Consider the following 24,528-nt stretch of genomic DNA (forward strand, 5'->3'; position numbering starts at 1 on the left):
GCGAGCGATGCGGCTATGCGAGAGCGGGATGAGACGACCGGCGGCAGCCCGATCGGGGCGCGCCTGGCTGCGCCTCCCCCGCACCGGCCCGTCTAGATGGTGCTGCTGCCTGCCTCAGGGATGCCGCGGAACCGGCGCCGGGGTGGCGTGGCCGTGGTGCGGTACGTGCCGCGGGTGGGCCGGAACCGGAACGGGGGCCGGGGCGGCGGGCGGTACGGACGGCACCGGGCTCGGGGCGGCGTGCCCGGGCGACGACGGCACGGGCCGCGGAGTGGCGGGCACGGGACTCGGGGTGGCCGTGCGGGCCGGGGACGGTACCGGGGAGGGGGCCGCCGTACGGACCGGGGACGGCACAGGGGACGGGGTCGCCGCTCGGGCCGGGGCCGGGGCCGCTGTCGGCACGGCGGTGGCACCGGTGTGGGGGTGAGGCGCGGAGTGGGCGGGGGAGTGGCCGCCGGTCTGTGCGGCCTGGGCGGTCATGGTGCCGGCGAGGGCCAGGGCCGCGCCTACGGCGGAGACCCCCAGGGTGGCGCGCAGCCTGCGGGCACGGTTCGGGCGAGGGGCACGGTGTGCGGACATGGGTTCCTTCGGTCGCTCGGGGTCGGACATCTGCTCGAAGTGGAGGCCTCCATCCCGACAGACGTCCGGCCCCGGGCGAGGTTGCAGGCGGGGAGGGAGGAATTTTCGTACCCCCCGGTCCTGGCCCGGGATCCTCGCCTGCGAACTCCTTCCGCGGCAGGCGCGTACCTGGTGGCCGGTGCCGGACGGTCGGTTCTCGGCCTGTCGTCCGTCGCGATCTCCTCTGTGTCCGGGGCCGCCTGCGTGCCAGAGTGGGCACGGACGCGCATCGGACGGCCGGGCGGCGGGGGAATCCATGCACACGGTGTTTCAGCTGGGCACGGGAGTGTTCTGGACCGTGGCCTATGTGCTGCTGATCCGGACGGGGTTACGGGAGCGCACCTTCGGTATGCCCGTGGTCTCCTTCGCCACCAATCTCAGCTGGGAGTTCACGTTCGCGTTCGTGCGACCCGGCAGCGGGGTCGTGTACGTCGCCGACATGGTCTGGTTCGGCTTCGATCTCGCCATCGGTTACACGCTCGTACGCCACGGCCGGTCCGAATTCCCCTACCTGCCGGACCGGTTGCTCCTGCCCTCGCTCGCCGCACTGCTCGCCCTCGCCTACACGGGCATGAACTACGCCTCGCTGCAACTGGACAGGGGCGACGGCACCCTCACGGCGTTCGGCAGCAACCTGGCGATGTCCGCCCTGTTCCTCGGGATGCTCGCCGGCCGCCGGGGCACCCGCGGCCAGTCCCCGGGGATCGCGCTGGCCAAGCTGCTCGGCACGGCCTGCGCCTCCATGGCCATGGTCGCCGCCCCCGACCCGGACCACCGTTACGACAACGCCCTCATGTACTACCTCTACGTCGGCTGCTTCCTGCTCGACCTCGTCTATCTCGTCGCCCTGCTGGCCGTGCGCCGGGCCGAGCGGGCGGCACCCGCCCCGGTGCGCGCCTAGTAGTGCTTCGTTAGGTTCTGTTTCTGCTGGCCGGCAGGGGGCGGCCGCAGGTGGTGCAGGTGCCGGTCCAGCACCTCAGCAGGTCTTGGAAGACGTCGAGGACCTGGTAGAGGGTTTAAGGGGAGTGGGGAAGGTGCCGAGCGGCACGGGGGAGTGGCTCATGGCGTGCGTCCTTCGCTGCGGATCAAGGGCCGGTCGCGGTCGTCCGGGACCAGTCGATCACACCGGCAGCAGACGGGCGATCAGCGCACCGAGCTGGCGGGCCGTCCGGCACTCGTGCATCTCGGCCAGCTCCGCGTAGGCGGGCGCGGCCGAGTCGCCGGTGCCCCACTGAGCGCGCGGCTCGGGGTTGAGCCAGTAGACGCGGCGGGCGCGCCGGGCGAGGTCGCGTACGGCGGGCAGGTTCGGGTCGCTCATGTTCGTCCGGGCGTCCCCGAGGACGAACACCGTCGTGCGCGGGCCGACCGCGGCGCCGTACCGCTCGGTGAACTCGCCCAGCGCCATGCCGTAGTCGCTGCTGCCGTGCCAGCCGGTGAGGGTGGCCTCGGCGCGGATGCGGGCGCTCAGCCCGCCGGGGTCGGCGCGGCCGTGGTCGAGCAGGCCGGTGACCTCGTCGAGCCGGTTGACGAAGGCGAAGACCCGGACCTTGCTGAACTGGTCGTGCAGCGCCTGCACCAGCAGCATCGTGAAGTCCGAGAAGCCCGACACCGAGCCCGAGACGTCGCACAGCAGCACCAGTTCGGGGCGGACCGGCCGGCGCCGGCGCAGCACCGGCCGCATCGGCACGCCGCCCGTGGAGAGCGAGGAGCGCAGGGTGCGGCGCAGGTCGACGGTGCCGCGCGCGGCCCGGCGGCGGCGCGCGGCGAGCCGGGTGGCCAGCTTGCGCGCGAGCGGCTGCACCGCCCTGCGCAGCTCGGCGAGCTGATCGCGGTCGGCGAACAGGAAGTCGACCCGGTCCGCGGTCGGCCGCACGCCGCGCCGCGCGATCTCGTCCCGCCCGCGCCGCTCCGCGACCCGGCGCCGCGCCTCCGTCCCGACCATGCGCCGGAAGTCCTCGATGCGGCGCCGGATCTCGTCGTCCAGCAGCCGGTCCGTGAACCCGGCCCCGCTGTCGCCCTGCCCCCGGACATCGGCCCGCACCCGGGCCAGCAGGGTCTGCGGGCGCAGCCGGTCGAGGGTCTGGTACGCCGAGAAGCCGTCCGAACCCGGCGAACTCCCGTACCCGCCCATGCCGTCGACGGCCTCGGCCGCCAACCGGGCCATCAGCGCCCGGTCGTCGGCGGCCAGCGCCTCGGCGAGCCGGTCGCGCAGGGCGTCGCGGTCCGCCGCGGCGCCGTCCGGGCCGCCGACCCCGCGCGGGAAGTACAGGTCGAAGACCGGGTCGAAGACGGCCCGTTGGGCCGGCCCGTGCAGCAGGGTGGCCGCCAGTCCCTCGCGCAGCCGCTCCCGGTCCGTGAGCCCCAGCGCCTGGACCGCGAGGGCCGCGTCCACGCTCTCGCCGGTGCCGATCCGCACCCCGTGCGCGCGCAGCGCCCCGACCAGGCCGGTGATCCGCTCGGCGACACCGGTCACAGCGCGTCCAGGTCGAGCTTGGCCGCCGCCTTCTGGATGTCGTCCTGGTGCTTGAGGATCACGCCGAGGGTGTCCTGTACGACCGTCTCGTCCAGCGTGCCGGCGCCCAGCGCCAGCAGGGTGCGCGCCCAGTCGATGGTCTCGGCGACGGACGGCACCTTGCGCAGGTCCATCGCGCGCAGCGCCCCGACCACCCGGACCACCGATTCGGCCAGCGCGGCGTCCAGGCCCGGCACCTTCAGCCGGACGATCCGCCGCTCCAGCTCCTCCTCCGGGAAGCCGATGTGCAGGAACAGGCACCGGCGGCGCAGCGCCTCGGACAGTTCCCGGCCGGCGTTGGAGGTGAGGACGACGAACGGGCGGCGGGTCGCGGTGACCGTGCCCAGCTCCGGGACCGTGACCTGGAAGTCGCTGAGCACCTCCAGCAGCAGCCCCTCCATCTCGACGTCGGCCTTGTCGGTCTCGTCGATGAGCAGCACCGTCGGCTCGTCGCCGCGGATGGCGGTGAGCAGCGGGCGGGGGAGCAGGAACTCCTCGCTGAAGATGTCGGTGCGGGTCTCGTCCCAGCTCTCGTCGCGGCCCGCGCTGATCCGCAGCAGCTGCTTGGCATGGTTCCACTCGTACAGCGCCCGGGACTCGTCCACGCCCTCGTAGCACTGGAGCCGGATCAGCCGGGCCCCGGCCACCTGGGCGACGGCCTTGGCCAGCTCGGTCTTGCCCACCCCCGCGGGGCCCTCCACCAGCAGCGGCTTGCCCAGCCGGTCGGCGAGGAAGACGGTCGTGGCGACGGCGGGCGAGGCGAGGTAGCCGGTCTCGGCCAGGCGGGCGGAGACGTCGTCGACGGACGTGAACAACGGGGCCTCCGGCGGGTCGGGAACAGGAGCCGGGTTCCTATCTAAGCGCTTGTTCACCTCGCGCGCCACGGTATACACCGATCGGTTTCTCTTCAGTCCGTCCAGCGGTAACCTCGCCGCATGGCCACCACTGACAAGGCGTCCCCCCGCGACCGGCTCCTCGACGCCGCCGCCCGGCTCTCCTACCGCGACGGCGTCTCCATCGGCATCGAGGCCCTGTGCCGGGAGGCGGGCGTCTCCAAGCGGTCGATGTACCAGCTGTTCGACAGCAAGGACGAGATGCTGGCCGCGAGCCTGGAGCAGCGCATCCCCCGGTACGAGGCGCGGTTCGCGCACCCCGATCCGCAGGCCGCGACCCCGCGCGAGCGCATCCTCCACGTCTTCGGACAGCTGGAGCGGGCCGCCCTGGACGACGGCTACCACGGCTGCCCGTACCTCGCCGTGCTGGTCGAGCTGAAGAACCCGGAGCACCCGGCGAGCGTGGTGGCCAGCACGGTCAAGGAACGGCTGGTTCGGACCTTTCGTACCGAGGCGGAGCGCGGCGGCGCCCACGACCCCGGCCTGCTCGCCCGCCAACTCCTGCTGATCTTCGACGGCGCCGCCGCCCGGGCCGGCACGGGAGTGGAGCGCCTGGACGACGGCCTCGCGACGACGACGGTCACGACACTGCTGGACGCGGCGGGAATGGCGTAACCGCCCCGAAGGGACACGGGCCCGCGTCCGGCCCGCGCGTGCGCGGCCGGCCGCGACGAGGCCGCAGTCGGCCGGCGGCTCCTTCCGGCCTCCGTGTGCGTGGCCGGCGACGACGACGCCGTAGCCGACCGGCGGCCCCCTCGCGGTCCGTGCGTGCTCGGCCGGCGACGACGACGCCGCAGCCGACCGGCGGTCCCTCCACCCCCGCGGGCGCGGTCGGCCACGACGCAGTGCAGCCGACCGGCGGCTCCTTCCGGCCTGCATGTGCGCGGCCGGCGACGACGAGGCCGCAGTTGACCGGCGGCCCTCCCAGCCCGCGCGCGTGCGGCCAGCGGCGACGTAGCCGCAGCCGCCCGGCGGCCCCTCCCGGTCCCTATGGCTCCCTCCCGGTCCCGGCGGTCGCTCCCGGTCCCGGCGGTCCCTCCCCGTTCCGGCGGCCCCTCCCGGTCCCTATGGCTCCCTCCCGGTCCCGCCGGTCGCTCCCGGTCCCGGCGGCCCCCTCCCCGTTCTGGCGGCCCCCTCCCGGTTCCGGCGGTCCCTCCCGGTCCCGGCGGCTCCTCCCGGTCCCCCGCGGAGCGCCCCGTACGGGTCAGTCCAGCGTGCCGACGCGTCGGACGGGCCGGTGCAATGGAGCCGTGACCGCGCCCCCGCACGACTGTCTCGCGCGCAACGCATGGATCTGCGGCGCCTATCTGCGCACCCGCCGCGAGATCCTGCTCGACGCGGTCGTCCAGCACCTCCAGCTGACCGCCCTGTCGGTCCTGCTCGGGCTGGTCATCGCCCTGCCGCTGGCGGTGCTGGCCCGCCGCTGGGGCTGGGCGGCCGGCCCGGTGCTCGCCGTCACGACGATCCTCTACACCATCCCGTCGCTGGCCATGTTCTCCCTGCTCCTGCCCCTCTACGGCCTCTCTGCCGGCCTCGTCGTCGCCGGTCTCGTGCTGTACTCGCTCACCCTCCTCGTCCGGAACATCCTCGCGGGCCTGCGCGCGGTCCCCGAGGAGACCCGGCAGGCCGCGCGCGGCCTCGGCTACGGCCCGGTCCGCCTCCTGCTCACCGTGGAGCTGCCCCTCGCCCTGCCCGCCGCGATGGCCGGCCTGCGCATCGCCACCGTCTCGGCGGTCTCCCTGGTCACCGTCGGCGCGATCGTCGGCTTCGGCGGCCTCGGCAACCTGATCTACGCGGGCATGAACACCTACTTCAAGGCCCAGGTGCTCACCGCGTCCGTACTGTGCGTGCTGATCGCGGTCGCCGCCGACCTGCTCCTGCTGGGCGTGCAGTGGCTGATCACGCCGTGGGCGCGGGCGGCCCGGGCATGAGCACGCTCGCCGCGAGCTGGGACTGGCTCACCGACCCCGCGCACTGGGCCGGCGACGACGGCGTCCGGCACCGGCTGCTCCAGCACCTCGTGCTCACCGTGGTCTGCCTGATCGTCAGCTGCCTCGTCGCGCTGCCCGTCGCCCTGGTCCTCGGCCACCTCGGCAAGGGCGGCGCGCTCGCCGTGAACCTCTCCAACGTCGGCCGCGCCGTGCCCACCTTCGCCGTCCTGGTGCTGCTGCTCCTGACCCCCGTCGGACGGTGGGGCGAGGGCCCGACGGTGGTGGCCCTGGTGCTGTTCGCCGTACCGCCGCTGCTCACCAACGCCTACGTCGGCATGCGCGAGGTCGACCGGAACGTCGTCCAGGCCGCGCGGGGCATGGGGATGACCGGGCGGCAGCTGCTGTTCCAGGTGGAGCTGCCCCTCTCGCTCCCCCTGGTCCTCAACGGGGTACGGATCGCCGCCGTCCAGCTCGTCGCCACCGCCACCATCGCCGCGCTCGCGGGCGGCGGCGGCCTCGGCCGGATCATCACCGCGGGCTTCAACCTCGCCAGCACGCCCATGGTCGTCGCCGGCGCCCTGCTCGTCGCCGTGCTCGCCCTCGTCGTGGAGGGCCTCTTCGAGATCGCCGAGCGGCTGGCGCCGGCGTGGGCCAGGGGCGGCCGATGAGGGGCGCCACGGCGCTGACGGCCCTCGTGCTCCTCGTCCTGCCGGCCTGCACCACCGGCCCCTCCCTGGAGAACCGCGGCCAGGTCACCGCTCCGCCCGGCGACAGCCACCACCTGACCATCGGCTCGGCCGGCTTCACCGAGAGCGACCTGCTCGCCCAGATGTACGCCCAGCTCCTGAACCGGGCCGGCTACAAGACCTCCCTGCTCACGGTCGCCAACCGGGAGCTGTACGAACCGGCCCTGGAGTCCGGCCGGATCGACGTCGTGCCCGAGTACGCGGCCACCTTCGCCGACTGGCTGAACGCCAAGACCCACGGCGCCGACGCGGAACCCGTCGGCTCACCCGACGTCGCCACCACGATGAAGGCCCTGCGCGGGCTCGCCGCACCCCGCGGGCTCACCGTCCTGCCGCCCGGCCGTGCCGTCGACCAGAACGCCTTCGCGGTGAGCGCCTCCTACGCCCGGCAGCACCGGCTCAGCACGCTCAGCGACCTCGGCGCCTCCCGGCTGAAGGTCCGGCTCGCCGCCGGCGACGAATGCGTGCAACGGCCGTATTGCGAGCCGGGCCTGCGCAAGGTGTACGGCATCGACGTCACCGGCGTCGACCCCAAGGGCGTCGGCACCACCCAGGCCAAGCGGGCCGTGCAGCAGGGCCGGGACCAGATGGTGCTGACCACCACCACCGACGCCACCCTAGGCTCCTTCGGCCTGGTCCTGCTCGCCGACGACAAGCACCTGCAGAACGCCGACTACGTGGTCCCCGTCGTCAACCGCTCCCGCGCGGGCGGCCCCGGGGCCGCCAGGGCGCTCGGCCGGCTCAACGAGGTCCTGACGACCGAGGACCTGGCCCGGATGAACCAGCAGGTCGACAGCTGGCGCCGGCTGCCCGCCGACGTGGCCCGCGCCTATCTCCGTGAGAAGGGCCTGCTGAAGTGAGAGGCGTCAGGCGTCCGACACCGAGTCGAACGGCACCTGCCCCCGCGCCACGCCCCGCACCTCCGCGTCCACCGAGCGGCGCAGCGCCTCGTGCAGCTTGGCCGGGGTGAGCACGCCGAGGAACCGCGCGCCGTCCAGCACCGCGACCCACCCGGCGTCGTACTGGAGCATCACCCCGAACGCCTGCTTCAGCGGCGCGCCCACCGGCACCCACGCGGTCATCCGGTGGGCGAGGTCGCCGACCGTGCCGCCCGCCGCCAGCTCGTCGACGCCCGCCCAGCCGTGCAGGTCGCCGTGCGCGTCCAGGACGACGGCCCACCGTGCGCCCTCCGCCCGCAGCCGCTCGCGGGCCCGGTCGGCGGGCTCGTGCAGCCGGGCCACGGGCGGCTGCTGAAGGTCGTCCGGCTCGATCGTGGTGACCGACAGCCGCTTCAGGCCGCGGTCGGCGCCCACGAAGGAGGCGACGTACGAGGTCGCGGGCGCCCCGAGGACCGCGCCCGGCGTGTCGAACTGCTCGATCCGCCCCTGCCCGTACACGGCGATCCGGTCACCGAGCCGGACCGCCTCCTCCAGGTCATGGGTGACCAGCAGCACGGTCTTGCGGACCGCCGACTGCATCCGCAGGAACTCGTCCTGCAGCTGCTCGCGCACCACCGGGTCGACCGCCCCGAACGGCTCGTCCATCAGCAGCACCGGCGGATCGGCCGCGAGCGCCCGCGCCACCCCGACCCGCTGCCGCTGCCCGCCGGACAGCTGCTCGGGGTAGCGCGACCCGTACGTCTTCGGGTCGAGGCCCACCAGCTCCAGCAGCTCGGCCGCCCGGGCCCGCGCCCGGGCCCGCTTCCAGCCGAGCAGCGCGGGCACGGTCGCGGTGTTGTCCAGGACGGTGCGGTGCGGGAAGAGGCCCACCTGCTGGATGACGTAACCGATCCGGCGGCGCAGCCGTACCGGGTCGACCGCCGCGATGTCCTCGCCGCCGACGAGGATCCGGCCCGAGGTCGGTTCGATGAGCCGGTTCACCATCATCATGGTCGTCGTCTTGCCGCAGCCGGACGGCCCGACCAGCGTGACGAGCTCCCCCTCGGCCACCTCGAAGGAGAGGTCGTCCACAGCCGTCGTACCGTCCGGGTACCGCTTGGTGACCTGCTCGAACCGGATCATTCCCTCACGCTAACGGGGCCGTCCGCGCGGCGCCCGGCGGCGGCATCGGCCAGGTGAAGCACCTCAGCCGACCAGCACCACCTCCAAGGTGCGCGGGCCGTGCACGCCCTCCACCCGGTCCAGTTCGATGTCGCTGGTCGCCGAGGGACCGGAGATCCAGGTCAACGGGCGCCCCGGGTCCAGGCGTTCGAGGGCCTGGGGGACGGCGGAGACGACCTGGTCGGGGACGCGGACCACGCAGATGTGGTGGTCGGGGACGAGGCTGATCCGGCGCCTGCCCTGGTCGGGGCCGCCGTCCAGGACGATGGTGCCGGTCTCGGCGATCGCCACCGCGCAGGCGGTGACCACGCTGTCGGCCCGGTCCAGGTCGTGCGGCGTGCTGTCGCCCCGGTCGGCGACCCGTGCGACGTCCGTCCGCGCCAGCCAGCCCTCCGCCAGGCCCGGCGGCACCAGCACCGACGCCGCCTTCCGGTCCGCGAGCAACCGGGCGACGAGGGAAGGGAGTTCGTCCTCGGTGCAGCGGTGCACGAGCGCCCGGTAGTCCGCCAGGTTCTCCGCCAGCAGGTCCACCGTCTGCTCGGCCGTGCGCTGCCCGTGCTCCCGCAGATAGTCCCGCGCCACGGCCTCCTCGTACGGCCGCTCGTCCGGTGTCACGTCGGCCAGCGCCCGCCGCACCCGGCCCAGGACCCTTTCCCTGCTGCTCACTTGCCGCCCTCCTGTCCGCCGCGCGTGCGCCGCCACCAGTCCCGGAAGGGTTCCGCCGGGACCGCCGGCAGATCCCGGCTGCCGGTCCAGGCGCCGCCCGGGCCCGGCAGGGTGCGCGGGTGCAGCCGGCGGGTGCGGGAGGCGAGCCGCTGGCCCGCGAGCAGGGCGCCGGGGCGGGCGAAGGCCCAGCGTGCCGCCCGCATCGCCGCCCGCTCCGCCGCGTGCCCCCGGGCGGGCTTCAGCACCACCCGGTTGCCCTGCCGCACCGCCGGGCCGCCCTGCACGACCCGCTCCCGCAGGTGCACCAGCACCTCGGGGATGTCGATGGCGACCGGACAGACCTCGTAGCAGGCGCCGCACAGGCTCGACGCGTACGGCAGCGAGGCGTCGATCTCGCTCGCCGTGCCCCGCAGCTGGGGGCTGAGGATGGCGCCGATGGGACCCGGGTAGACCGAGCCGTACGCGTGCCCGCCGGCCCGCTCGTACACGGGGCACACGTTGAGGCAGGCCGAGCAGCGGATGCAGCGCAGCGCCTGCCGGCCCACCCGGTCGGCGAGGGTGTCGGTGCGGCCGTTGTCGAGCAGCACCAGATGGAAGGTCCGCGGCCCGTCCTCGTCGGCGGTCCCCGTCCACATGCTCGTGTACGGGTTCATCCGCTCGGCGGTGGAGGAGCGGGGCAGGGTCTGCAGGAACACCTCCAGGTCCCGCCAGGCCGGCACCACCTTCTCGATGCCGACGACCGAGATCAGCGTCTCCGGCAGGGTCAGGCACATCCGGCCGTTGCCCTCGGACTCCACGACCACCAGGGTGCCGGTCTCCGCGACCATGAAGTTGGCACCCGAGATGCCGACCTTGGCCCGCAGGAACTTCTCCCGCAGGTGCAGCCGGGCCGCCTCGGCGAGCTCGGCGGGCGTGTCGGTCAGCCCCTCGGGGGCCGGGCGGCCCCACGCGCCCATCTCGGCCGTGAAGATGTCCCGGATCTCGCCGCGGTTGCGGTGGATCGCCGGGACCAGGATGTGCGAGGGGCGGTCCTTGCCCAACTGCACGATCAGCTCGGCGAGATCGGTCTCGTAGGCACGGATGCCGGCGGCCTGAAGTGCCTCGTTCAGCCCGATCTCCTGCGTGGCCATCGACTTGACCTTGACGACCTCCGACTCGCCGGTGGCCCGGACCAGTCCGGTCACGATCCGGTTGGCCTCGTCGGCGTCCGCCGCCCAGTGGACCGTGCCGCCCGCCGCGGTGACCGACTCCTCCAACTGCTCCAGGTACCGGTCGAGATGGCGCAGCGTGTGGTCCTTGATGCGGCGGCCCGCCTCCCGCAGCCCCTCCCAGTCGGACAGCTCGGCCACCGCCCTGGCCCGTTTGGCGCGGATGGTGTGCGTGGCGTGCCGCAGATTGCCGCGCAGGGTGGCGTCGTGGACGGCCTCCCGCGCGGCCTCGGGGAAGGCCGGCATACCGACGAACGTCCCGCTCATACCGCCGTCTCCTCCTTCGTGCTCGCCAGGATCTGTGCGAGGTGCACCGGCCGCATCCCCACCCGGAGCCGGCTCATGGTGCCGCCGATGTGCATCAGACAGGAGTTGTCGGCCGCGCACAGCACCGACGCGCCCGTCGACTCCGCGTTGCGCACCTTGTCCACGCCCATCGCCGCCGACACCTCCGCGTTCTTCACCGCGAACGTCCCGCCGAACCCGCAGCACTCCTCGGCGCCCGGCAGCCAGACCAGTTCCAGCCCCCGGACCGCCCGCAGGAGCCGGAGCGGCCGGTCCCCGAGCCCGAGGCCGCGCAGCCCGTGACAGGTCGGGTGATAGGTGACCCGGTGCGGGTAGTACGCGCCCACGTCCGTCACCCCCAGCACATCCACCAGGAACTCCGTCAGCTCGTACGTCCGCGGCACCACCGGCGCCAGCGTCCGGGCCAGCGAGTCCCCGCGGCCCTCGGCCCGGGCCCGCTCGCCCATCCGGGGATACAGCTCCCGCACCATCGCCCCGCAGGACCCGGACGGGGTGACGATCGCCTCGTAGTCCCGGAAGACGTCGGAGAAGTGCCGGGCGAGCGGCTCGGCCTGGTGCCGGTAGCCGGTGTTGTAGTGCGCCTGTCCGCAGCAGGTCTGGCCCATGGGGAAGTCGACCTCGACGCCCAGTCTGGTCAGCAGTCGCACCACGGCCCTGCCGGTGTCCGGATAGAGCGTGTCGTTGACACAGGTCAGGAACAGGGCGACACGCATCGCGGCTCCTCGGAGTCGGTCGTCGGACGAGTGCAGGGTAGTGGGCGCGCGCCGGCGCGAGGAGACGGCGGCTCACCGTGCGGCGAGCCGTTGTCCGGCCTCCCGCCAGCGGGCGGTGCCGCCCCGGGGCGCGTACCGGGTCAGCGGCCGGGTACGGGCCAGCAGCCGGCGCATGGCGGCGAGGTCGCCGGTCAGCCCCTGCGCCCTGGCCTGCACCAGGACGTTCCCGAGAGCCGCCGCCTCCGTCGCACCGGCCACCACGGGCAGCCCGCAGGCGTCGGCCGTCAGCTGGCACAGCAGCGCGTTGCGGACGCCCCCGCCGACGACGTACACCACGTCCACCGGACGGTCGGCCAGCCGCTGCGCGTCCCGCACGGCCCGCCGGTGGGCGAGGGCGAGCGAGTCGAGGATGCACCGGGTGACCTCGGCCCGCGACGCGGGCACCGGCTGCCCCGACTCCCGGCACGCCTCGGCGATCCGCTCCGGCATCCGGCCCGGCGCCAGGAACCGCTCGTCCCCGGCGTCCACCACCGAACGCAGCGCCGGCACGCCGGCCGCCTCGCGCAGCAGCGCCGCCAGATCGGGCTGCCCCCAGGACCGTACGCACTCCTGGAGCAGCCACAGCCCCATGATGTTCCGCAGGTACCGGACGGTCCCGTCGAGCCCCAGCTCGTTGCTGAAGTTCGCGGCCCGGCTCTCCTCGGTCAGCACCGGAGCGGTCAGCTCCAGCCCGGCCAGGGACCAGGTGCCGGTGCAGATGTAGGCGAAGCGCTCACCGGTCGCCGGGACGGCGGCCACCGCGGACGCGGTGTCGTGCGAGCCGACGGCCGTCACCGGCACCGGACCCGTCAGACCCGTCTCCTGCAGCACCTCCGGCCGCAGCACCCCGGCCGGATCGCCCGGCTGCCGCAGTGGCGCGAACAGCCCGAGGTCGATCCCCAGCCGCTCGGCCACGCCGTACGACCACGTCCGCGTCCGGGGATCGATCAGCTGGGTGGTGGAGGCGTTGGTCAGCTCGGTGCCCTGCTCGCCGGTCAGCCAGTACGTCAGCAGGTCGGGGATCAGCAACAGCCGTACGGCCCGGGCGAACTGGACCGTGGAGCGGGCGGCCGCGAGCTGGTACAGGGTGTTGAACGGGGCGTACTGCAACCCGGTCGCCGCGTACAGCTCCGGTGCCGGCACGGTCGCCCACACCTTCTCGGCGACGCCCTCGGTGCGGGCGTCGCGGTAGTGCACGGGGTTGCCGAGCAGGGCGCCGTCGGCGTCCAGCAGCCCGTGGTCCACGGCCCAGCCGTCGATGCCGACGGAGTCCACCCGGCCCACCGCCCGCAGCCCGTCCAGGACACCGCCGTACAGCCCGAGCACGTCCCAGCGCAGCCCCTCCGGGACCCGCACCGGCCGGTTGGCGAACCGGTGCACCTCGCTCAGCTCCACGCGGTCCGGGCCGACCCGGCCGAGCATGACCCGCCCGCTGGAGGCCCCCAGGTCGACGGCGGCGTACGACTTCACGTCCGCGCTCACCGCAGGAACGCGGCCGCCACACCCGCGTCGACCGGGACGTGCAGCCCGGTGGTGTGGGTGAGGTCGCCGCCCGTGAGCGCGAACACCGCGTTCGCCACGTGCTCGGGCAGCACCTCCCGCTTCAGGAGCGTGCGCTGCGCGTAGAACTCGCCCAGCCTCTCCTCCGGCACCCCGTACACCGCGGCCCGCCGCGCACCCCAGCCGCCGGCGAAGATCCCCGAACCGCGCACCACACCGTCCGGGTTGACCCCGTTGACCCGGATGCCGTACTCGCCCAGCTCGGCCGCCAGCAAGCGCACCTGATGCGCCTGGTCAGCCTTGGTCGCCGAATAGGCGATGTTGTTGGGTCCGGCGAAGACGGCGTTCTTGGAGACGACGTAGACGACGTCACCGCCCAGCCCCTGCGCGGTCATCACCCGGGCCGCCTCCCGCGACACCAGGAACGAGCCCCGGGCCATGATGTCGTGCTGGAGGTCCCAGTCGTCGGCCGAGGTTTCGAGCAGCGGCTTGGAGACGGAGATCCCGGCGTTGTTGACGACGAGGTCGACGCCCCCGAAGGCCAGCACGGCGGCCCGGAAGGCGGCGGCGATCTGCTCCTCGGACGTGACGTCCACGGTCACGGCGACGGCCTTGTCCGGTCCGCCCAGCTCCTTCGCCACGGCGGCGGCGCTGTCCCCGTCGAGATCGGCCACGACGACACACGCGCCCTCGGCCGCCAGGCGGTGCGCGACGGCCTTCCCGATCCCGCTGCCCGCCCCCGTGACGAACGCGACGCGCGTGGCCAGCGGCCCGGGCTCCGGCATCCGCCGGAGCTTGGCCTCCTCCAGCGCCCAGTACTCGATGCGGAACTTCTCCGCCTCCTCGATCGGCGCGTAGGCGGAGACGGCCTCGGCGCCGCGCATGACGTTGACGGCGTTGACGTAGAACTCGCCGGCCACGCGGGCGGTCTGCTTGTCCTTGCCGAACGAGAACATGCCCACCCCGGGGACGAACACGACCGCCGGATCGGCGCCGCGCAGGGCGGGGGAGTCCGGCGTGGCGTGCCGCGCGTAGTAGGCGGCGTACTCCTCGCGGTACGCGGCGTGCAGTTCCCGCAGCCGGGCGACGGCGTCCTCCAGGGGTGCGCTCGGCGGCAGGTCCAGGACCAGCGGCCGTACCTTGGTGCGCAGGAAGTGGTCGGGGCAGGAGGTGCCGAGCGCGGCGAGCCGGGGGTGCGCGGCGCGGGCGAGGAAGTCCAGGACGACGCCGGAGTCAGTGAAGTGGCCGACCTGGGCCCGGTCCTCGGAGGCGAGCGCCCGGACGTACGGGGCGAGGGCGGCGGCCCGCTCCCGCCGCTCGCCCGGGGGCAGCGCCTCGTACCCCTCGATCACCGGCCCGAACGGCTCGGCCTTCCCGCGCTCGGCCAGGAACGCCTCGGCGGTACGGATGATGTGCAGCGAGTTGCGCTCGCACTCCTCGGAGGAGTTCCCCCAGGCGGTGATCCCGTGGCCGCCGAGGATGCACCCGACGGCCCGCGGGTTGGCCTCCTTGACGGCGGCGATGTCCAGCCCCAGCTGAAAGCCCGGGCGCCGCCACGGCACCCAGACCACGCTGTCCCCGAAACACTCGGCGGTCAGTCTCTCTCCGTCCACGGCACAGGCGAGCGCGATCCCCGAGTCGGGGTGCAGATGGTCGACGTGCGGCGCGTCCACGAGCCCGTGCATGGCGGTGTCGATGGAGGGCGCGGCCCCGCCCTTGCCGTGCAGGCAGTAGTCGAACGCGGCGACCATCTCGTCCTCGTGCTCCACGCCGGGATACACCTCGGCGAGGGCGCGCAGCCGGTCCAGCCGCAACACGGCCAGCCCGCTCTCGGTGAGCGTACCGAGATCACCTCCGGACCCCTTCACCCACATCAGCTCGGCATCACCCCCGGTGACGGGATCGGTGCCGGTGCCCTTGGCGGAGGCGTTGCCGCCGGCGTAGTTGGTGTTCCGGGGGTCGGAGCCCAGCCGGTGGGAGCGGGAGAGGAGGGCGGTGGCTTCGGGATGGGTGGTCATGAGCAACGGTCCTTTTCGCGAGAGAGGGGCATTCCGGGGGCGCGGGGGTGTGTCGCGCTCTACGCCCCCCACCCCGCCTGCCGGCCGCCGACCCGCTCGGTGACGACCTTCTCCGCCCACCCGCACCGGGCGTACGCGGCCATGGGATCGGGATCCAGGCCCATCTCCTCGCGCACCTCGCCCAATAGCCCGCGCACATCGGTGTTGTACGCATCCATCAACACCGCGTTGGCCCCCAGCACGTCACCGGCGGCCTGGGCCGCGGCCAACGCCGGCCGATCGACCGACAGAGCCTTCGCCGTGGCCTCCTGGACGTTCATCACCGACCGGATGATCGCCGGAATCTTCGCCTCGATGTTGTGGCACTGATCCAGCATGAACGCCACCTCGGAGGTGAAACCCCCGCCCCGGACCACCTCGCACATGATCCGGAACAGCTGGAAGGGATCGGCGGCCCCCACCATCAGATCGTCGTCCGCGTAGAACCGCGAGTTGAAGTCGAACCCCCCGAGCTTCCCCTCCCGCAGCAGCGTCGCCACGATGAACTCGATGTTCGTCCCCGGCGCATGGTGCCCGGTGTCGACCACGACCTGCGCCTTCGGCCCGAGCTTCAGACAGTGCGCGTACGCCGTCCCCCAGTCCGGCACGTCCGTCGTGTAGAAGGCCGGCTCGAAGAACTTGTACTCCAGCAGCATCCGCTGCCCCTCACCGAGCCGCGCGTACACCTCGGCCAGCCCCTCCGCCAGCCGGTCCTGCCGCGCCCGTACGTCGTCCTGGCCGGGATAGTTCGTGCCGTCCGCGAACCACAGCTTCAGATCGGCGGAGCCCGTCGCGTCCATGATGTCGACGCACTCCAGCAGATGACCGACGGCCTTGCGCCGCACGGCCGCGTCCGGATGACAGATGCTGCCCAGCCTGTAGTCGTCGTCCTGGAAGGTGTTGGAGTTGATCGCGCCGAGCCGCACCCCGTGCTCCTCGGCGTACGCGGCGAGCGCGGCGTAGTCGTCGACCCGGTCCCAGGGGATGTGCAGGGCGACGGTCGGGGCCACGCCCGTGAACTCGTGCACCTTGGCCGCGTCCTGCAGCTTCTCCCACGGGGAGCGCGGCACACCGGCCTGGGCGAACACCTTGAAACGGGTCCCCGAGTTCCCGTACGCCCACGACGGCGTCTCGACGGCCTGGGTCTTGAGCGCGGCCTTCACCGCGGCGAGGTCGGTCACTTCGGGGCTCCTGGGGTGTCGGTCCGAACGACTGAGCGTGTGAAACGATTCAGAACGGCAAGCTAGGGGCCGCTCAGGGGGGTGTCAAGCATTCCCGCCGACCTACTCTCCCGATACTCCACCGTGACCTTCGACTGTCGAAACTTTTTCGACACGGACCCATTGACGTGACATGGCTGCGCTGCCTACGGTCCCGGCAATCCAGTTGAAACCTTTCATGCCGTCGTGAGGCGCCTGCCCGGGCGTCGTCGAGGAGCCATCCATGACCCACCCGCCCGACACGGGACCGCCCCCGGTGCTGGCGCTGAAGGGCGTCTCCAAGTCCTTCGGCGCCGTACGCGCCCTGAGGGACGTCTCCCTGGAGCTGCTGCCCGGCGAGGTGCACGCCCTCGCCGGTGAGAACGGCGCGGGCAAGTCGACGTTGATCAAGACCCTCGCCGGAGTGCACCGGCCGGACGCCGGCCAGGTGCTGCTCGACGGGGAACCCGTCGTCTTCCACGGCCCCGGCGACGCCCGCGACGCCAAAATCGCCGTGATCTACCAGGAACCCACGCTCTTTCCCGACCTGTCGATCGCCGAGAACATCTTCATGGGCCGCCGGCCCAGGCGGACCCTCGGCCGGATCGACCACAAGGCCACTCGCGCGGCCACGGCCGCCCTGATGAAGCGCCTCGGCGTCGGCCTCGACCCCGACCGGCCCGCCCGCGGGCTCTCGATCGCCGACCAGCAGATCGTGGAGATCGCCAAGGCGCTCTCCTTCGACGCCCGCGTCCTGATCATGGACGAGCCGACCGCCGCCCTGACCGGCAGCGAGGTCGCCCGGCTGTTCGGCGTCGTACGCACCCTGCGCGAGCAGGGCGCGGCCGTGCTGTTCATCTCGCACCGGCTGGAGGAGATCTTCCAGATCTGCCGGACCGTCACCACACTCCGGGACGGCGCCAGGATCGCCAGCGAGCCCCTCGACGGCATGACCGAGGACGACCTGGTGCGCCGCATGGTCGGCCGCGACCTGGACGAGCTGTACCCGAAGCAGGAGGTACGGGCGGGCGAAGTCGCGCTCAGCGTGAGGCGGTTGACCCGGGAGGGCGTGTTCACCGACGTGTCCTTCGAGGTGCGGCGCGGGGAGATCGTCGGGCTCGCCGGGCTCGTCGGGGCCGGCCGCACCGAGGTCGCCCGGGCCGTGTTCGGCGTCGACCGCTGGGACGCCGGCGAGGTCGAGGTCGGCGGCCGCCGGCTCACCAACGGAGCGCCGTCCACCGCGATGGCCGCCGGTCTCGCCCTGGTCCCCGAGGACCGCAGGGCCCAGGGACTGGTGATGGGCATGTCCATCGAACGGAACATCGGCCTGACCGGACTGCGGACGACCGTCAGGGCCGGCCTGATGGACCGGGGCGCCGAACGCAGCCGCTCCCTGGACTGGGCGGTGAAGCTCCGGGTGAAGTACGCCCGGATCGCCGACACCGTCGCCACGCTCTCCGGCGGCAACCAGCAGAAGGTCGTCCTCGCCAAATGGCTGGCCACCGGCCCGAAGGTGCTCATCGTGGACGAGCCGACCCGCGGGATCGACGTCGGCACGAAGGCCGAGGTGCACCGGCTGCTGTCGCAGCTCGCCGCCGACGGGGTGGCGGTGCTGATGATCTCCTCCGACCTTCCGGAGATCCTCGGCATGGCCGACCGGGTGCTGGTGATGCACGAGGGCCGGATCACCGCCGAGATCCCCCGCTCCGGCGCCACCGAGGAGACCGTGATGGCCGCAGCCACCGGGAGGGCCGCCGCATGACGGTGACCACGCCGAACGAGACCGCCGTCGCCGAGACTCCCGAGTCGAGCGGCACCCGGCTCGTGGACCGCGTCTTCAAGATGCGCGAACTGGCCATCCTCGCCGTCTTCCTGCTGATGATCGCCGTCACCCAGGCGGGCAACAGCCAGTTCCTGTCCGCACAGGGCATCAAGGACCTGCTGCTCAACGCCACGATCCTGGTGCTGGTCGCGACGGGCCAGTCCCTGGTGGTCGTCACCCGTAACGTCGACCTGTCCGTCGGCTCCACCCTCGGCATCAGCGCCTTCGCCGCCGGCACCTACCTGCACGGCGGCGGCGACGCGGTCGTCGCCATCCTCCTGGCCGTCCTGCTCGGCGTCGGCTTCGGCCTGCTCAACGGCCTGCTGGTCAGCCTCGGCCAGGTGCCCGCGCTGGTCGTCACGCTCGGCACGCTCTACATCATCCGCGGCGTCGACTCGATCTGGGTCGGCTCCCGGCAGATCACCGCCGCCGACCTCCCGGGCGGCTTCGTCGACTTCGGCTCCGGCGGCGTCTCCGCCGTGCCCTGGCTCGCGATGATCGCTCTGGTGGTCCTGGTGGCGACCGCCTACTACCTCAAGCACTTCGGCAGCGGGCGGGAGCTGTACGCCCTCGGCTCCAACCCGGAGGCCGCACGGCTCGCCGGCATCCCGGTCCGCAAGCGGATCCTGACCGCCTACACCTGCTGCGGCGCGCTCGCCGGACTCGCCGGGGCCCTCTACCTGGCCCGGTTCGGCAACGTCGACTCAGGCACCGGCAACGGCTACGAACTCACCGTCGTCAGCGCCGTCGTGGTCGGCGGCGTCGCCTTCACCGGCGGCTCCGGCAGCGTGTACGGCGCCGCGCTCGGCGCCCTGCTGCTCACCTCCGTCAACAGCGTGCTGCCCGCCCTCGGCGTCAGCTCCGTGTGGGTGCTCGCCATCAACGGCGTCCTGCTGCTGCTCGCCATCGCCGTCGACCGGATCGTCGCGCTGCGGGTGGCCGCCGCCCTGAAGAAGAAGTCGGCCCGAAGGAGGACCGTCATGGCGAAGGAGAAGCCCGGTGCCTGAGTCGCTCACCCGCGCGATCCGCTGGGACACCGTCGTCGGCGCGCTGCTGCTCGTCCTGTCGCTGCTGTCGTTCGGCTTCGTCGACGGCTTCGGCAACGCCCTCAACCTGTCCTTCCTCCTCGGCAACACCCTCCCGATCGCCCTGATCGCCCTGCCGATGACCCTGCTCGTGGTCGCCGGCGAGATCGATCTGTCGGTAGCGTCGACCGCCGGGCTGTCCGGGGCGGTGATGGGCAAGCTGTGGAACGAGGGCATGGCCATCGAGACGATCATCCCGCTGTGCCTGCTGCTGGGCGTCGTCTGCGGGCTGGTCAACGGTCTGCTGGTGACCCGGCTCGGGCTGCCGTCCCTCGCCGTCACCATCGGCACGCTGGCCGCCTACCGTGGCATCGCCGAGATCGTCCTCGGCTCGGACGCGGTCACCGACTTCCCCTCCCGGTACCTGGACTTCGCCGCCGGCCGGCTCGGGAACTCCTTCCTGCCCCAGGCGTTCCCGCCCTTCCTGGTGCTCCTCGCCGTCGCCGTCGTCGTCCTGCACGCCACCCCGTTCGGGCGGTCGCTGTTCGCGGTCGGGGCGAGCGAGGAGGCGGCGCGGTTCGCGGGAATCCGGGTCAAGCGGACCAAACTGATCCTCTTCGTCGCCACCGGCCTCATGGCGGCGCTCACCGGTGTCTTCTGGGCGCTGCACTACGCGAGCGCGCGGTACGACAACGCGACGGGGCTGGAGCTGTCCGTGGTCGCCGCCGTGCTGCTCGGCGGGATCGACTTCGACGGTGGCAGGGGCACGTTGGGCGGTGCGATCGCCGGGGTGTTCCTGCTCGGTGCGCTGCAGAACGTGATGAGTCTGCTGAACGTCTCCGCGCAGTCCCAGATCGTCGTCACCGGTGTGCTGCTCGTCGTCTCCGTGCTGGGGCCGCGCGTGGCGAAACAGATCGCCGTGGCGCAGCGGTCCGTCTGACGGACGCGGCCCTCAGCGGCCGGTCGCGCCCACGCGGCGGCAGCCGCACACCGACAACGCCCCGCGCCCCTTCGCGGCGCCTCCACTCAACCTCTCGCAAAGGACGCCTCCCATGCGTACGTCATCCCTCCGCCGCGCCGGTGCCGCCCTGGCCGCCGTGACCACCCTCGCCCTCGCCGCCACCGCCTGCGGCGGCACCACCAAGAACGACGTCAAGGACGACAACGGCCCGGCCGCCACCGCCGGCAAGGCCGATCCGAACGCCGCCACCAAGAAGGGGCTGACCGTCGGCTTCCTGCCGAAGCAGGTCAACAACCCCTACTTCACCACCGCCGACAAGGGCGGCGAGAAGGCGCTCACCGCGCTCGGGTCGGCGTACAAGGAGGTGGGGCCGTCCAGCGCCACCGACACCGCCGGGCAGGTGAGTTACGTCAACACGCTCACCCAGCAGCAGGTGAACGGCATCGCCGTCTCCGCGCAGGACCCCGGCGCCCTGTGCACCGCGCTCAAGCAGGCCATGAAGAACGGCATCAAGGTCGTCACCTACGACTCCGACACCAACCCCGGCTGCCGCGACGCCTTCGTCTCGCAGGCGTCCGCCGAGGACCTGGGCCGTACCGAGGTGCGGCTGCTCGCACAGCAGATCGGCTACAAGGGCGAGATCGCGATCCTGTCCGCCGCGCAGACCGCGACCAACCAGAACACCTGGATCGGCTACATGAAGGACGAGCTGAAGGACCCCAAGTACAAGAACGTCGAGCTCGTCAAGATCGCGTACGGCAACGACGACGCCCAGCAGTCCTTCCAGCAGACCCAGGGACTGCTCCAGGAACACCCGGACCTGAAGGGGATCATCTCCCCGACCACCGTCGGCATCAAGGCCGCCGCCCAGTACCTGTCGGGGTCGAAGTACAAGGGCAAGGTCAAGCTGACCGGTCTCGGCACCCCCGACGACATGCGCACGTACGTCAAGAACGGCACCGTCGACGCCTTCGAGCTGTGGGACCCGGCGAAGCTCGGCGACCTGGCCGCGCGGACCACCGTGGCGCTGGCCTCGGGGCAGATCACCGGCAAGGAGGGGGAGACCTTCAAGGCCGGCGGGACGACGTACACCCTCGGCAAGGACGGCGTGATCAACCTCGGCAAGCCGACCGTGTTCGACGCGAAGAACATCGACCGGTTCGACTTCTAGTGGCGCGGGGGTCCTTGATGCAGCGCGTGTGCTTCCTGCTGAGGGTCCGGGCGGGCCGCCTCGACGAGTACCGTGCGCGGCATGCCGCCGTGTGGCCGGAGATGCTGGACGCCCTCGGCGCGGCCGGCTGGCACAACTACTCGCTGTTCCTGCGCGAGGACGGCCTGCTCGTGGGCTATCTGGAGACCGAGGACTTCGCCGCCGCCCGGGCCGGTATGGAGGCCACGGAGGTCAACGCCCGCCGGCAGGCGGAGATGGCGCCCTTCTTCGAGTCGCCGGACGGCGCCCGGCCCGACGAGGCCATGAAACCGCTCACGGAGGTGTTCCACCTGCCATGACCGCCGCCTGAGGCGGAGCCGTCCCGGTGCCGCCGGACTCCGGCCGGCGCACCAGGCCGGTCCTGGACCGTCACGACGACGCCTGCGCGGCCGCGCTCTGCCGCATCGCCGGTGCCTCGAAGGCTCGCGGGTGCACCGACCGGGAGGGGGCGAGCGGCACGGCCCCTTCGCTCCCGCACGTGATCGACTTCGCGCCGCCCGCCTGACGGTAGTGTGAAGGCCCCCGCCGCCCCTCGTCTTCCTGGAGGTCAGAAGCCCGATGGCCCAGTCGGTGGGTATCAAGGACGTGGCCCGCGCCGCCGGTGTGTCGGTGGGCACGGTGTCCAACGTCATCAACCGCCCGGACACCGTCGCCAGCGAGACCCGGGCACGGGTGCTGTCCGCGATCGACCGGCTCGGCTACGTCCGCAGCGAGTCCGCGCGGCAGCTGCGCGCGGGCCGCAGCCGGATCATGGGACTGCTCGTCCTCGACATGGGCAACCCCTTCTTCGTCGACGTGGCCCGGGGCGCCGAGCGGGCGGCCCGGGAGGCCGGGCTCGGCGTGATGGTCTGCAACAGCGCGCAGAACGCCGGCGAGGAGGCCGACTACCTGTCGCTCTTCGCCGAACAGCGGGTGCGCGGCGTGCTGCTCACCCCGGCCGACGCCAGCGGCCGGAACATCGCGGCCTTCCGCCGGCACAACATCCCGTTCGTGCTGGTCGACCGGGTCGCCGAGGGCACCACCGAATGCTCGGTCTCCGTGGACGACGTGGCCGGCGGGGCACTCGCGGTCCGGCACCTGGTGGACGCCGGGCACCGGTCGATCGCCTACGTCAGCGGGCCGCCCGGCCTCAACCAGGTCCGTGACCGCCGCACCGGCGCGCTGAACGCCCTGGCCGAGGCCGGGCTCGGCCCGGACGCACTGCGCGAGCTGCCCACCGAACGCCTCGACGTGGCCGCCGGGCGGGACGCGGGCGCCCGTCTGCTCGGCCTCGCCGACCGGCCCACCGCCGTGTTCTGCGCCAACGACCTGCTCGCCCTCGGTGTCCTGCAGGCCTTGTACGCGGCCGGCGTCACCGTCCCGGACGACCTCGCCATCGTCGGCTACGACGACATCGAGTTCGCGGCGGCGGCCGCCGTACCGCTGACCTCCGTACGCCAGCCCGCCGTCACCATGGGCGCCCTCGCCGCCGAACTGCTGCTGGAGGAGACCGAGCAGGGCGAGGGCGGGCCGGCGCACGAGCACCGCCGGGTGGTGCTCCAGCCGGAGCTGGTGGTGCGCCGCTCCAGCCTCGCCGCACGCTGAACCGCCGTACAGCGGGTGCGCGGTCCCGCGCTGACCGGGAGTTCAGTAACAATCCATGATCCCGGGGGGCGGACCGCCCCCGGTCATGTGCTGAACTGGGACGCGTCCGACCCATCCGTCCCGGGAGACCCGTTGAGCCTCAGCTACCGCCAGCCCGGCGTCATCCTCACCGACCGCCGCTTCACCGTGCCCCTCGACCACGCCGACCCGGGCGGCGAGACCATCGAGCTGTACGCCCGCGAGGCGGTCGCGAGCGACAAGGCCGGGCAGGAGCTGCCCTGGCTGCTGTATCTGCAGGGCGGCCCCGGCTTCGGGGCGAATCGTTTCGTCGGACGTCAGGCCTGGCTGGACCGGGCCCTGAAGGACTACCGCGTCCTGCTGCTGGACCAGCGCGGCACCGGCAGCTCCACGCCCGCCACCCGGCAGACCCTCCCGCTGCGCGGCGGCCCCGCCGAGCAGGCCGGCTACCTCACCCACTTCCGGGCCGACTCCATCGTCCGCGACTGCGAGGCCATCCGCCCCGAGGTGACCGGCGGTGCCCCGTGGACCGTGCTCGGCCAGAGCTTCGGCGGCTTCTGCACGGTGTCGTACCTCTCCCTCGCCCCCGAGGGGCTGGACACGGCCCTGATCACCGGCGGCCTGCCCTCCCTCACCGCCCACGCCGACGACGTCTACCGGGCCGCCTACCCGCGCATCGAACGCAAGGTGACCGCGCACTACGCCCGCTACCCGCAGGACGTGGAGCGGGTCCGCCGGATCGCCGACCACCTCCTCACCCACGACGTGGTGCTGCCGGGCGGCTACCGCTTCACGGTCGAGGCCTTCCAGTCCCTCGGCCTGATGCTCGGCGCGAGCGACGGCAGCCACCGCCTGCACCACCTCCTGGAGGACGCCTTCGTCCGCACGCCCGGCGGCCTCGAGCTGTCCGACGCCTTCCAGGAGCAGGCCCAGTCCCTGCTGTCGTACGCCGGCCACCCCCTCTACGCCCTCGTCCACGAGGCGATCTACGGCCAGGACACGCGCCCCACCGCCTGGGCCGCCGAGCGGGTCCGGGCCGAGTTCCCGCAGTTCGACGCGGCGAAGGCGCTCGCGGGCGACGCACCGGTCCTCTTCACCGGGGAGACGGTCCACCCCTGGATGTTCGACTCCGACCCGGCCCTGCGCCCGCTGCGCGAGACGGCCGAGCTGCTCGCCGCCCGCGCCGACTGGCGCCCGCTGTACGACGCCGAACGCCTCGCCGCCAACGAGGTGCCGGTCGCCGCCGCCGTCTACCACGACGACATGTACGTCGACACCGCCCACGCGCTGCAGACCGCCCACACCGTCCGCGGCCTGCGCCCCTGGGTCACCAACGAGTACGAGCACGACGGCCTGCGCGCCGGCGCGCCCCGGGTCCTGGACCGGCTGCTGGCGATGACCCGCGACGAGGTGTGACCCGGCACGTGTGAGGGTCCGGACACCCGCGGGCGTCCGGACCC

The 24,528-nt window shown here is 73.0% G+C and carries 23 protein-coding genes; 13 read left to right on the plus strand and 10 right to left on the minus strand.

The window, feature by feature from the left end; genetic code table 11:
• Positions 1-114 precede the first annotated feature (114 nt).
• Positions 115-579 carry a hypothetical protein gene (locus AB0N17_RS13835; RefSeq protein WP_366011487.1) on the minus strand — a complete coding sequence of 155 codons (465 nt, stop codon included), beginning with the start codon at positions 577-579 and terminating at the stop codon, positions 115-117.
• 295 nt (positions 580-874) lie between these two features.
• Between AB0N17_RS13835 and AB0N17_RS13840 the strand changes: the two genes are divergently transcribed.
• Positions 875-1,519: a hypothetical protein gene (locus AB0N17_RS13840; RefSeq protein WP_366011488.1), complete on the plus strand. Its 645-nt coding sequence runs from the start codon at positions 875-877 to the stop codon at positions 1,517-1,519.
• 219 nt (positions 1,520-1,738) lie between these two features.
• Here the strand turns inward: AB0N17_RS13840 and AB0N17_RS13845 are convergent, their stop codons facing one another.
• Both AB0N17_RS13845 and AB0N17_RS13850 read right to left on the minus strand, forming a co-directional pair.
• Positions 1,739-3,091: a VWA domain-containing protein gene (locus AB0N17_RS13845; protein ID WP_366011489.1), complete on the minus strand. Its 1,353-nt coding sequence runs from the start codon at positions 3,089-3,091 to the stop codon at positions 1,739-1,741.
• Complete coding sequence (locus AB0N17_RS13850; protein WP_366011640.1) at positions 3,088-3,945, minus strand: MoxR family ATPase; 858 nt, start codon at positions 3,943-3,945, stop codon at positions 3,088-3,090. The genes AB0N17_RS13845 and AB0N17_RS13850 overlap by 4 nt, the downstream gene beginning before the upstream one ends.
• Positions 3,946-4,065: 120 nt before the next feature.
• Here AB0N17_RS13850 and AB0N17_RS13855 point away from each other — a divergent pair, with 120 nt between their 5' ends.
• The 4 genes from AB0N17_RS13855 to AB0N17_RS13870 all read left to right on the plus strand — a co-directional run bounded on the left by AB0N17_RS13855 (position 4,066) and on the right by AB0N17_RS13870 (position 7,560).
• A complete protein-coding gene (locus AB0N17_RS13855; RefSeq protein ID WP_366011490.1) occupies positions 4,066-4,638 on the plus strand; it encodes a TetR/AcrR family transcriptional regulator in 573 nt (190 codons plus the stop codon).
• 635 nt (positions 4,639-5,273) lie between these two features.
• A complete protein-coding gene (locus AB0N17_RS13860) occupies positions 5,274-5,954 on the plus strand; it encodes an ABC transporter permease (protein WP_366011492.1) in 681 nt (226 codons plus the stop codon).
• The gene (locus AB0N17_RS13865) at positions 5,951-6,622 is read left to right on the plus strand and encodes an ABC transporter permease subunit (protein WP_366011493.1); all 672 of its coding nucleotides are present in this window, start codon (positions 5,951-5,953) and stop codon (positions 6,620-6,622) included. The genes AB0N17_RS13860 and AB0N17_RS13865 overlap by 4 nt, the downstream gene beginning before the upstream one ends.
• Positions 6,619-7,560: an ABC transporter substrate-binding protein gene (locus tag AB0N17_RS13870; RefSeq protein WP_366011494.1), complete on the plus strand. Its 942-nt coding sequence runs from the start codon at positions 6,619-6,621 to the stop codon at positions 7,558-7,560. Before AB0N17_RS13865 ends, AB0N17_RS13870 begins: the two co-directional genes overlap by 4 nt.
• Positions 7,561-7,566: 6 nt before the next feature.
• On the opposite strand, the gene AB0N17_RS13875 is transcribed toward AB0N17_RS13870, so the two are convergent.
• The 7 genes from AB0N17_RS13875 to rhaI all read right to left on the minus strand — a co-directional run bounded on the left by AB0N17_RS13875 (position 7,567) and on the right by rhaI (position 16,430).
• The gene (locus tag AB0N17_RS13875) at positions 7,567-8,721 is read right to left on the minus strand and encodes a betaine/proline/choline family ABC transporter ATP-binding protein (RefSeq protein ID WP_366011495.1); all 1,155 of its coding nucleotides are present in this window, start codon (positions 8,719-8,721) and stop codon (positions 7,567-7,569) included.
• Between the two features lie 63 nt (positions 8,722-8,784).
• Positions 8,785-9,426, minus strand: a complete 642-nt coding sequence (locus AB0N17_RS13880) for a lactate utilization protein C (RefSeq protein ID WP_366011496.1) — start codon at positions 9,424-9,426, stop codon at positions 8,785-8,787.
• A complete protein-coding gene (locus AB0N17_RS13885; RefSeq protein ID WP_366011497.1) occupies positions 9,423-10,901 on the minus strand; it encodes a lactate utilization protein B in 1,479 nt (492 codons plus the stop codon). Before AB0N17_RS13885 ends, AB0N17_RS13880 begins: the two co-directional genes overlap by 4 nt.
• Positions 10,898-11,653: a (Fe-S)-binding protein gene (locus AB0N17_RS13890; protein WP_366011498.1), complete on the minus strand. Its 756-nt coding sequence runs from the start codon at positions 11,651-11,653 to the stop codon at positions 10,898-10,900. Before AB0N17_RS13890 ends, AB0N17_RS13885 begins: the two co-directional genes overlap by 4 nt.
• 72 nt (positions 11,654-11,725) lie before the next feature.
• A complete protein-coding gene (locus AB0N17_RS13895) occupies positions 11,726-13,114 on the minus strand; it encodes a rhamnulokinase family protein (RefSeq protein WP_366011641.1) in 1,389 nt (462 codons plus the stop codon).
• Between the two features lie 56 nt (positions 13,115-13,170).
• On the minus strand, positions 13,171-15,210 hold the full coding sequence (locus tag AB0N17_RS13900) for a bifunctional aldolase/short-chain dehydrogenase (RefSeq protein WP_366011499.1): 2,040 nt from the start codon (positions 15,208-15,210) through the stop codon (positions 13,171-13,173).
• Between the two features lie 59 nt (positions 15,211-15,269).
• The gene (gene rhaI, locus AB0N17_RS13905; RefSeq protein ID WP_366011500.1) at positions 15,270-16,430 is read right to left on the minus strand and encodes an L-rhamnose isomerase; all 1,161 of its coding nucleotides are present in this window, start codon (positions 16,428-16,430) and stop codon (positions 15,270-15,272) included.
• Between the two features lie 262 nt (positions 16,431-16,692).
• On the opposite strand from rhaI, the gene AB0N17_RS13910 reads away from it, so the two are divergent.
• From AB0N17_RS13910 to AB0N17_RS13945, 8 genes are all read left to right on the plus strand, one after another.
• Positions 16,693-18,210 carry a sugar ABC transporter ATP-binding protein gene (locus tag AB0N17_RS13910; protein ID WP_366011503.1) on the plus strand — a complete coding sequence of 506 codons (1,518 nt, stop codon included), beginning with the start codon at positions 16,693-16,695 and terminating at the stop codon, positions 18,208-18,210.
• The gene (locus AB0N17_RS13915; RefSeq protein WP_366011504.1) at positions 18,207-19,277 is read left to right on the plus strand and encodes an ABC transporter permease; all 1,071 of its coding nucleotides are present in this window, start codon (positions 18,207-18,209) and stop codon (positions 19,275-19,277) included. Before AB0N17_RS13910 ends, AB0N17_RS13915 begins: the two co-directional genes overlap by 4 nt.
• The gene (locus AB0N17_RS13920; RefSeq protein ID WP_366011505.1) at positions 19,270-20,235 is read left to right on the plus strand and encodes an ABC transporter permease; all 966 of its coding nucleotides are present in this window, start codon (positions 19,270-19,272) and stop codon (positions 20,233-20,235) included. The genes AB0N17_RS13915 and AB0N17_RS13920 overlap by 8 nt, the downstream gene beginning before the upstream one ends.
• A gap of 112 nt (positions 20,236-20,347) precedes the next feature.
• Entirely contained in the window at positions 20,348-21,427 is a 1,080-nt protein-coding gene (gene rhaS, locus AB0N17_RS13925; RefSeq protein WP_366011506.1) for a rhamnose ABC transporter substrate-binding protein, read from the plus strand.
• Between the two features lie 17 nt (positions 21,428-21,444).
• Positions 21,445-21,765, plus strand: coding sequence for an L-rhamnose mutarotase (locus AB0N17_RS13930; RefSeq protein ID WP_366011507.1), 321 nt, complete (start codon positions 21,445-21,447; stop codon positions 21,763-21,765).
• 26 nt (positions 21,766-21,791) lie between these two features.
• Positions 21,792-21,971: a hypothetical protein gene (locus AB0N17_RS13935; RefSeq protein ID WP_366011508.1), complete on the plus strand. Its 180-nt coding sequence runs from the start codon at positions 21,792-21,794 to the stop codon at positions 21,969-21,971.
• 53 nt (positions 21,972-22,024) lie between these two features.
• Positions 22,025-23,050, plus strand: a complete 1,026-nt coding sequence (locus AB0N17_RS13940; protein ID WP_366011509.1) for a LacI family DNA-binding transcriptional regulator — start codon at positions 22,025-22,027, stop codon at positions 23,048-23,050.
• Between the two features lie 132 nt (positions 23,051-23,182).
• Complete coding sequence (locus AB0N17_RS13945; protein ID WP_366011510.1) at positions 23,183-24,484, plus strand: alpha/beta fold hydrolase; 1,302 nt, start codon at positions 23,183-23,185, stop codon at positions 24,482-24,484.
• The last annotated feature ends 44 nt before the right edge of the window (positions 24,485-24,528 follow it).

It is taken from the genome of Streptomyces sp. NPDC051133 (genome assembly GCF_040682635.1).
GTDB lineage: Bacteria > Actinomycetota > Actinomycetes > Streptomycetales > Streptomycetaceae > Streptomyces.

What these genes read in the sequence shown, in the direction of transcription:
- AB0N17_RS13890 (WP_366011498.1), bottom strand. Translation starts at nt 11,653, where the DNA reads ATGCGTGTCGCCCTGTTCCTGACCTGTGTCAACGACACGCTCTATCCG.
- AB0N17_RS13895 (WP_366011641.1), bottom strand. Translation starts at nt 13,114, where the DNA reads ATGCTCGGCCGGGTCGGCCCGGACCGCGTGGAGCTGAGCGAGGTGCAC.
- AB0N17_RS13835 (WP_366011487.1), bottom strand. Translation starts at nt 579, where the DNA reads ATGTCCGCACACCGTGCCCCTCGCCCGAACCGTGCCCGCAGGCTGCGC.
- AB0N17_RS13885 (WP_366011497.1), bottom strand. Translation starts at nt 10,901, where the DNA reads ATGAGCGGGACGTTCGTCGGTATGCCGGCCTTCCCCGAGGCCGCGCGG.
- AB0N17_RS13875 (WP_366011495.1), bottom strand. Translation starts at nt 8,721, where the DNA reads ATGATCCGGTTCGAGCAGGTCACCAAGCGGTACCCGGACGGTACGACG.
- AB0N17_RS13900 (WP_366011499.1), bottom strand. Translation starts at nt 15,210, where the DNA reads ATGACCACCCATCCCGAAGCCACCGCCCTCCTCTCCCGCTCCCACCGG.
- AB0N17_RS13915 (WP_366011504.1), top strand. Translation starts at nt 18,207, where the DNA reads ATGACGGTGACCACGCCGAACGAGACCGCCGTCGCCGAGACTCCCGAG.
- AB0N17_RS13840 (WP_366011488.1), top strand. Translation starts at nt 875, where the DNA reads ATGCACACGGTGTTTCAGCTGGGCACGGGAGTGTTCTGGACCGTGGCC.
- AB0N17_RS13865 (WP_366011493.1), top strand. Translation starts at nt 5,951, where the DNA reads ATGAGCACGCTCGCCGCGAGCTGGGACTGGCTCACCGACCCCGCGCAC.
- AB0N17_RS13870 (WP_366011494.1), top strand. Translation starts at nt 6,619, where the DNA reads ATGAGGGGCGCCACGGCGCTGACGGCCCTCGTGCTCCTCGTCCTGCCG.
- rhaS (WP_366011506.1), top strand. Translation starts at nt 20,348, where the DNA reads ATGCGTACGTCATCCCTCCGCCGCGCCGGTGCCGCCCTGGCCGCCGTG.
- AB0N17_RS13855 (WP_366011490.1), top strand. Translation starts at nt 4,066, where the DNA reads ATGGCCACCACTGACAAGGCGTCCCCCCGCGACCGGCTCCTCGACGCC.
- AB0N17_RS13910 (WP_366011503.1), top strand. Translation starts at nt 16,693, where the DNA reads ATGACCCACCCGCCCGACACGGGACCGCCCCCGGTGCTGGCGCTGAAG.
- AB0N17_RS13940 (WP_366011509.1), top strand. Translation starts at nt 22,025, where the DNA reads ATGGCCCAGTCGGTGGGTATCAAGGACGTGGCCCGCGCCGCCGGTGTG.
- AB0N17_RS13930 (WP_366011507.1), top strand. Translation starts at nt 21,445, where the DNA reads ATGCAGCGCGTGTGCTTCCTGCTGAGGGTCCGGGCGGGCCGCCTCGAC.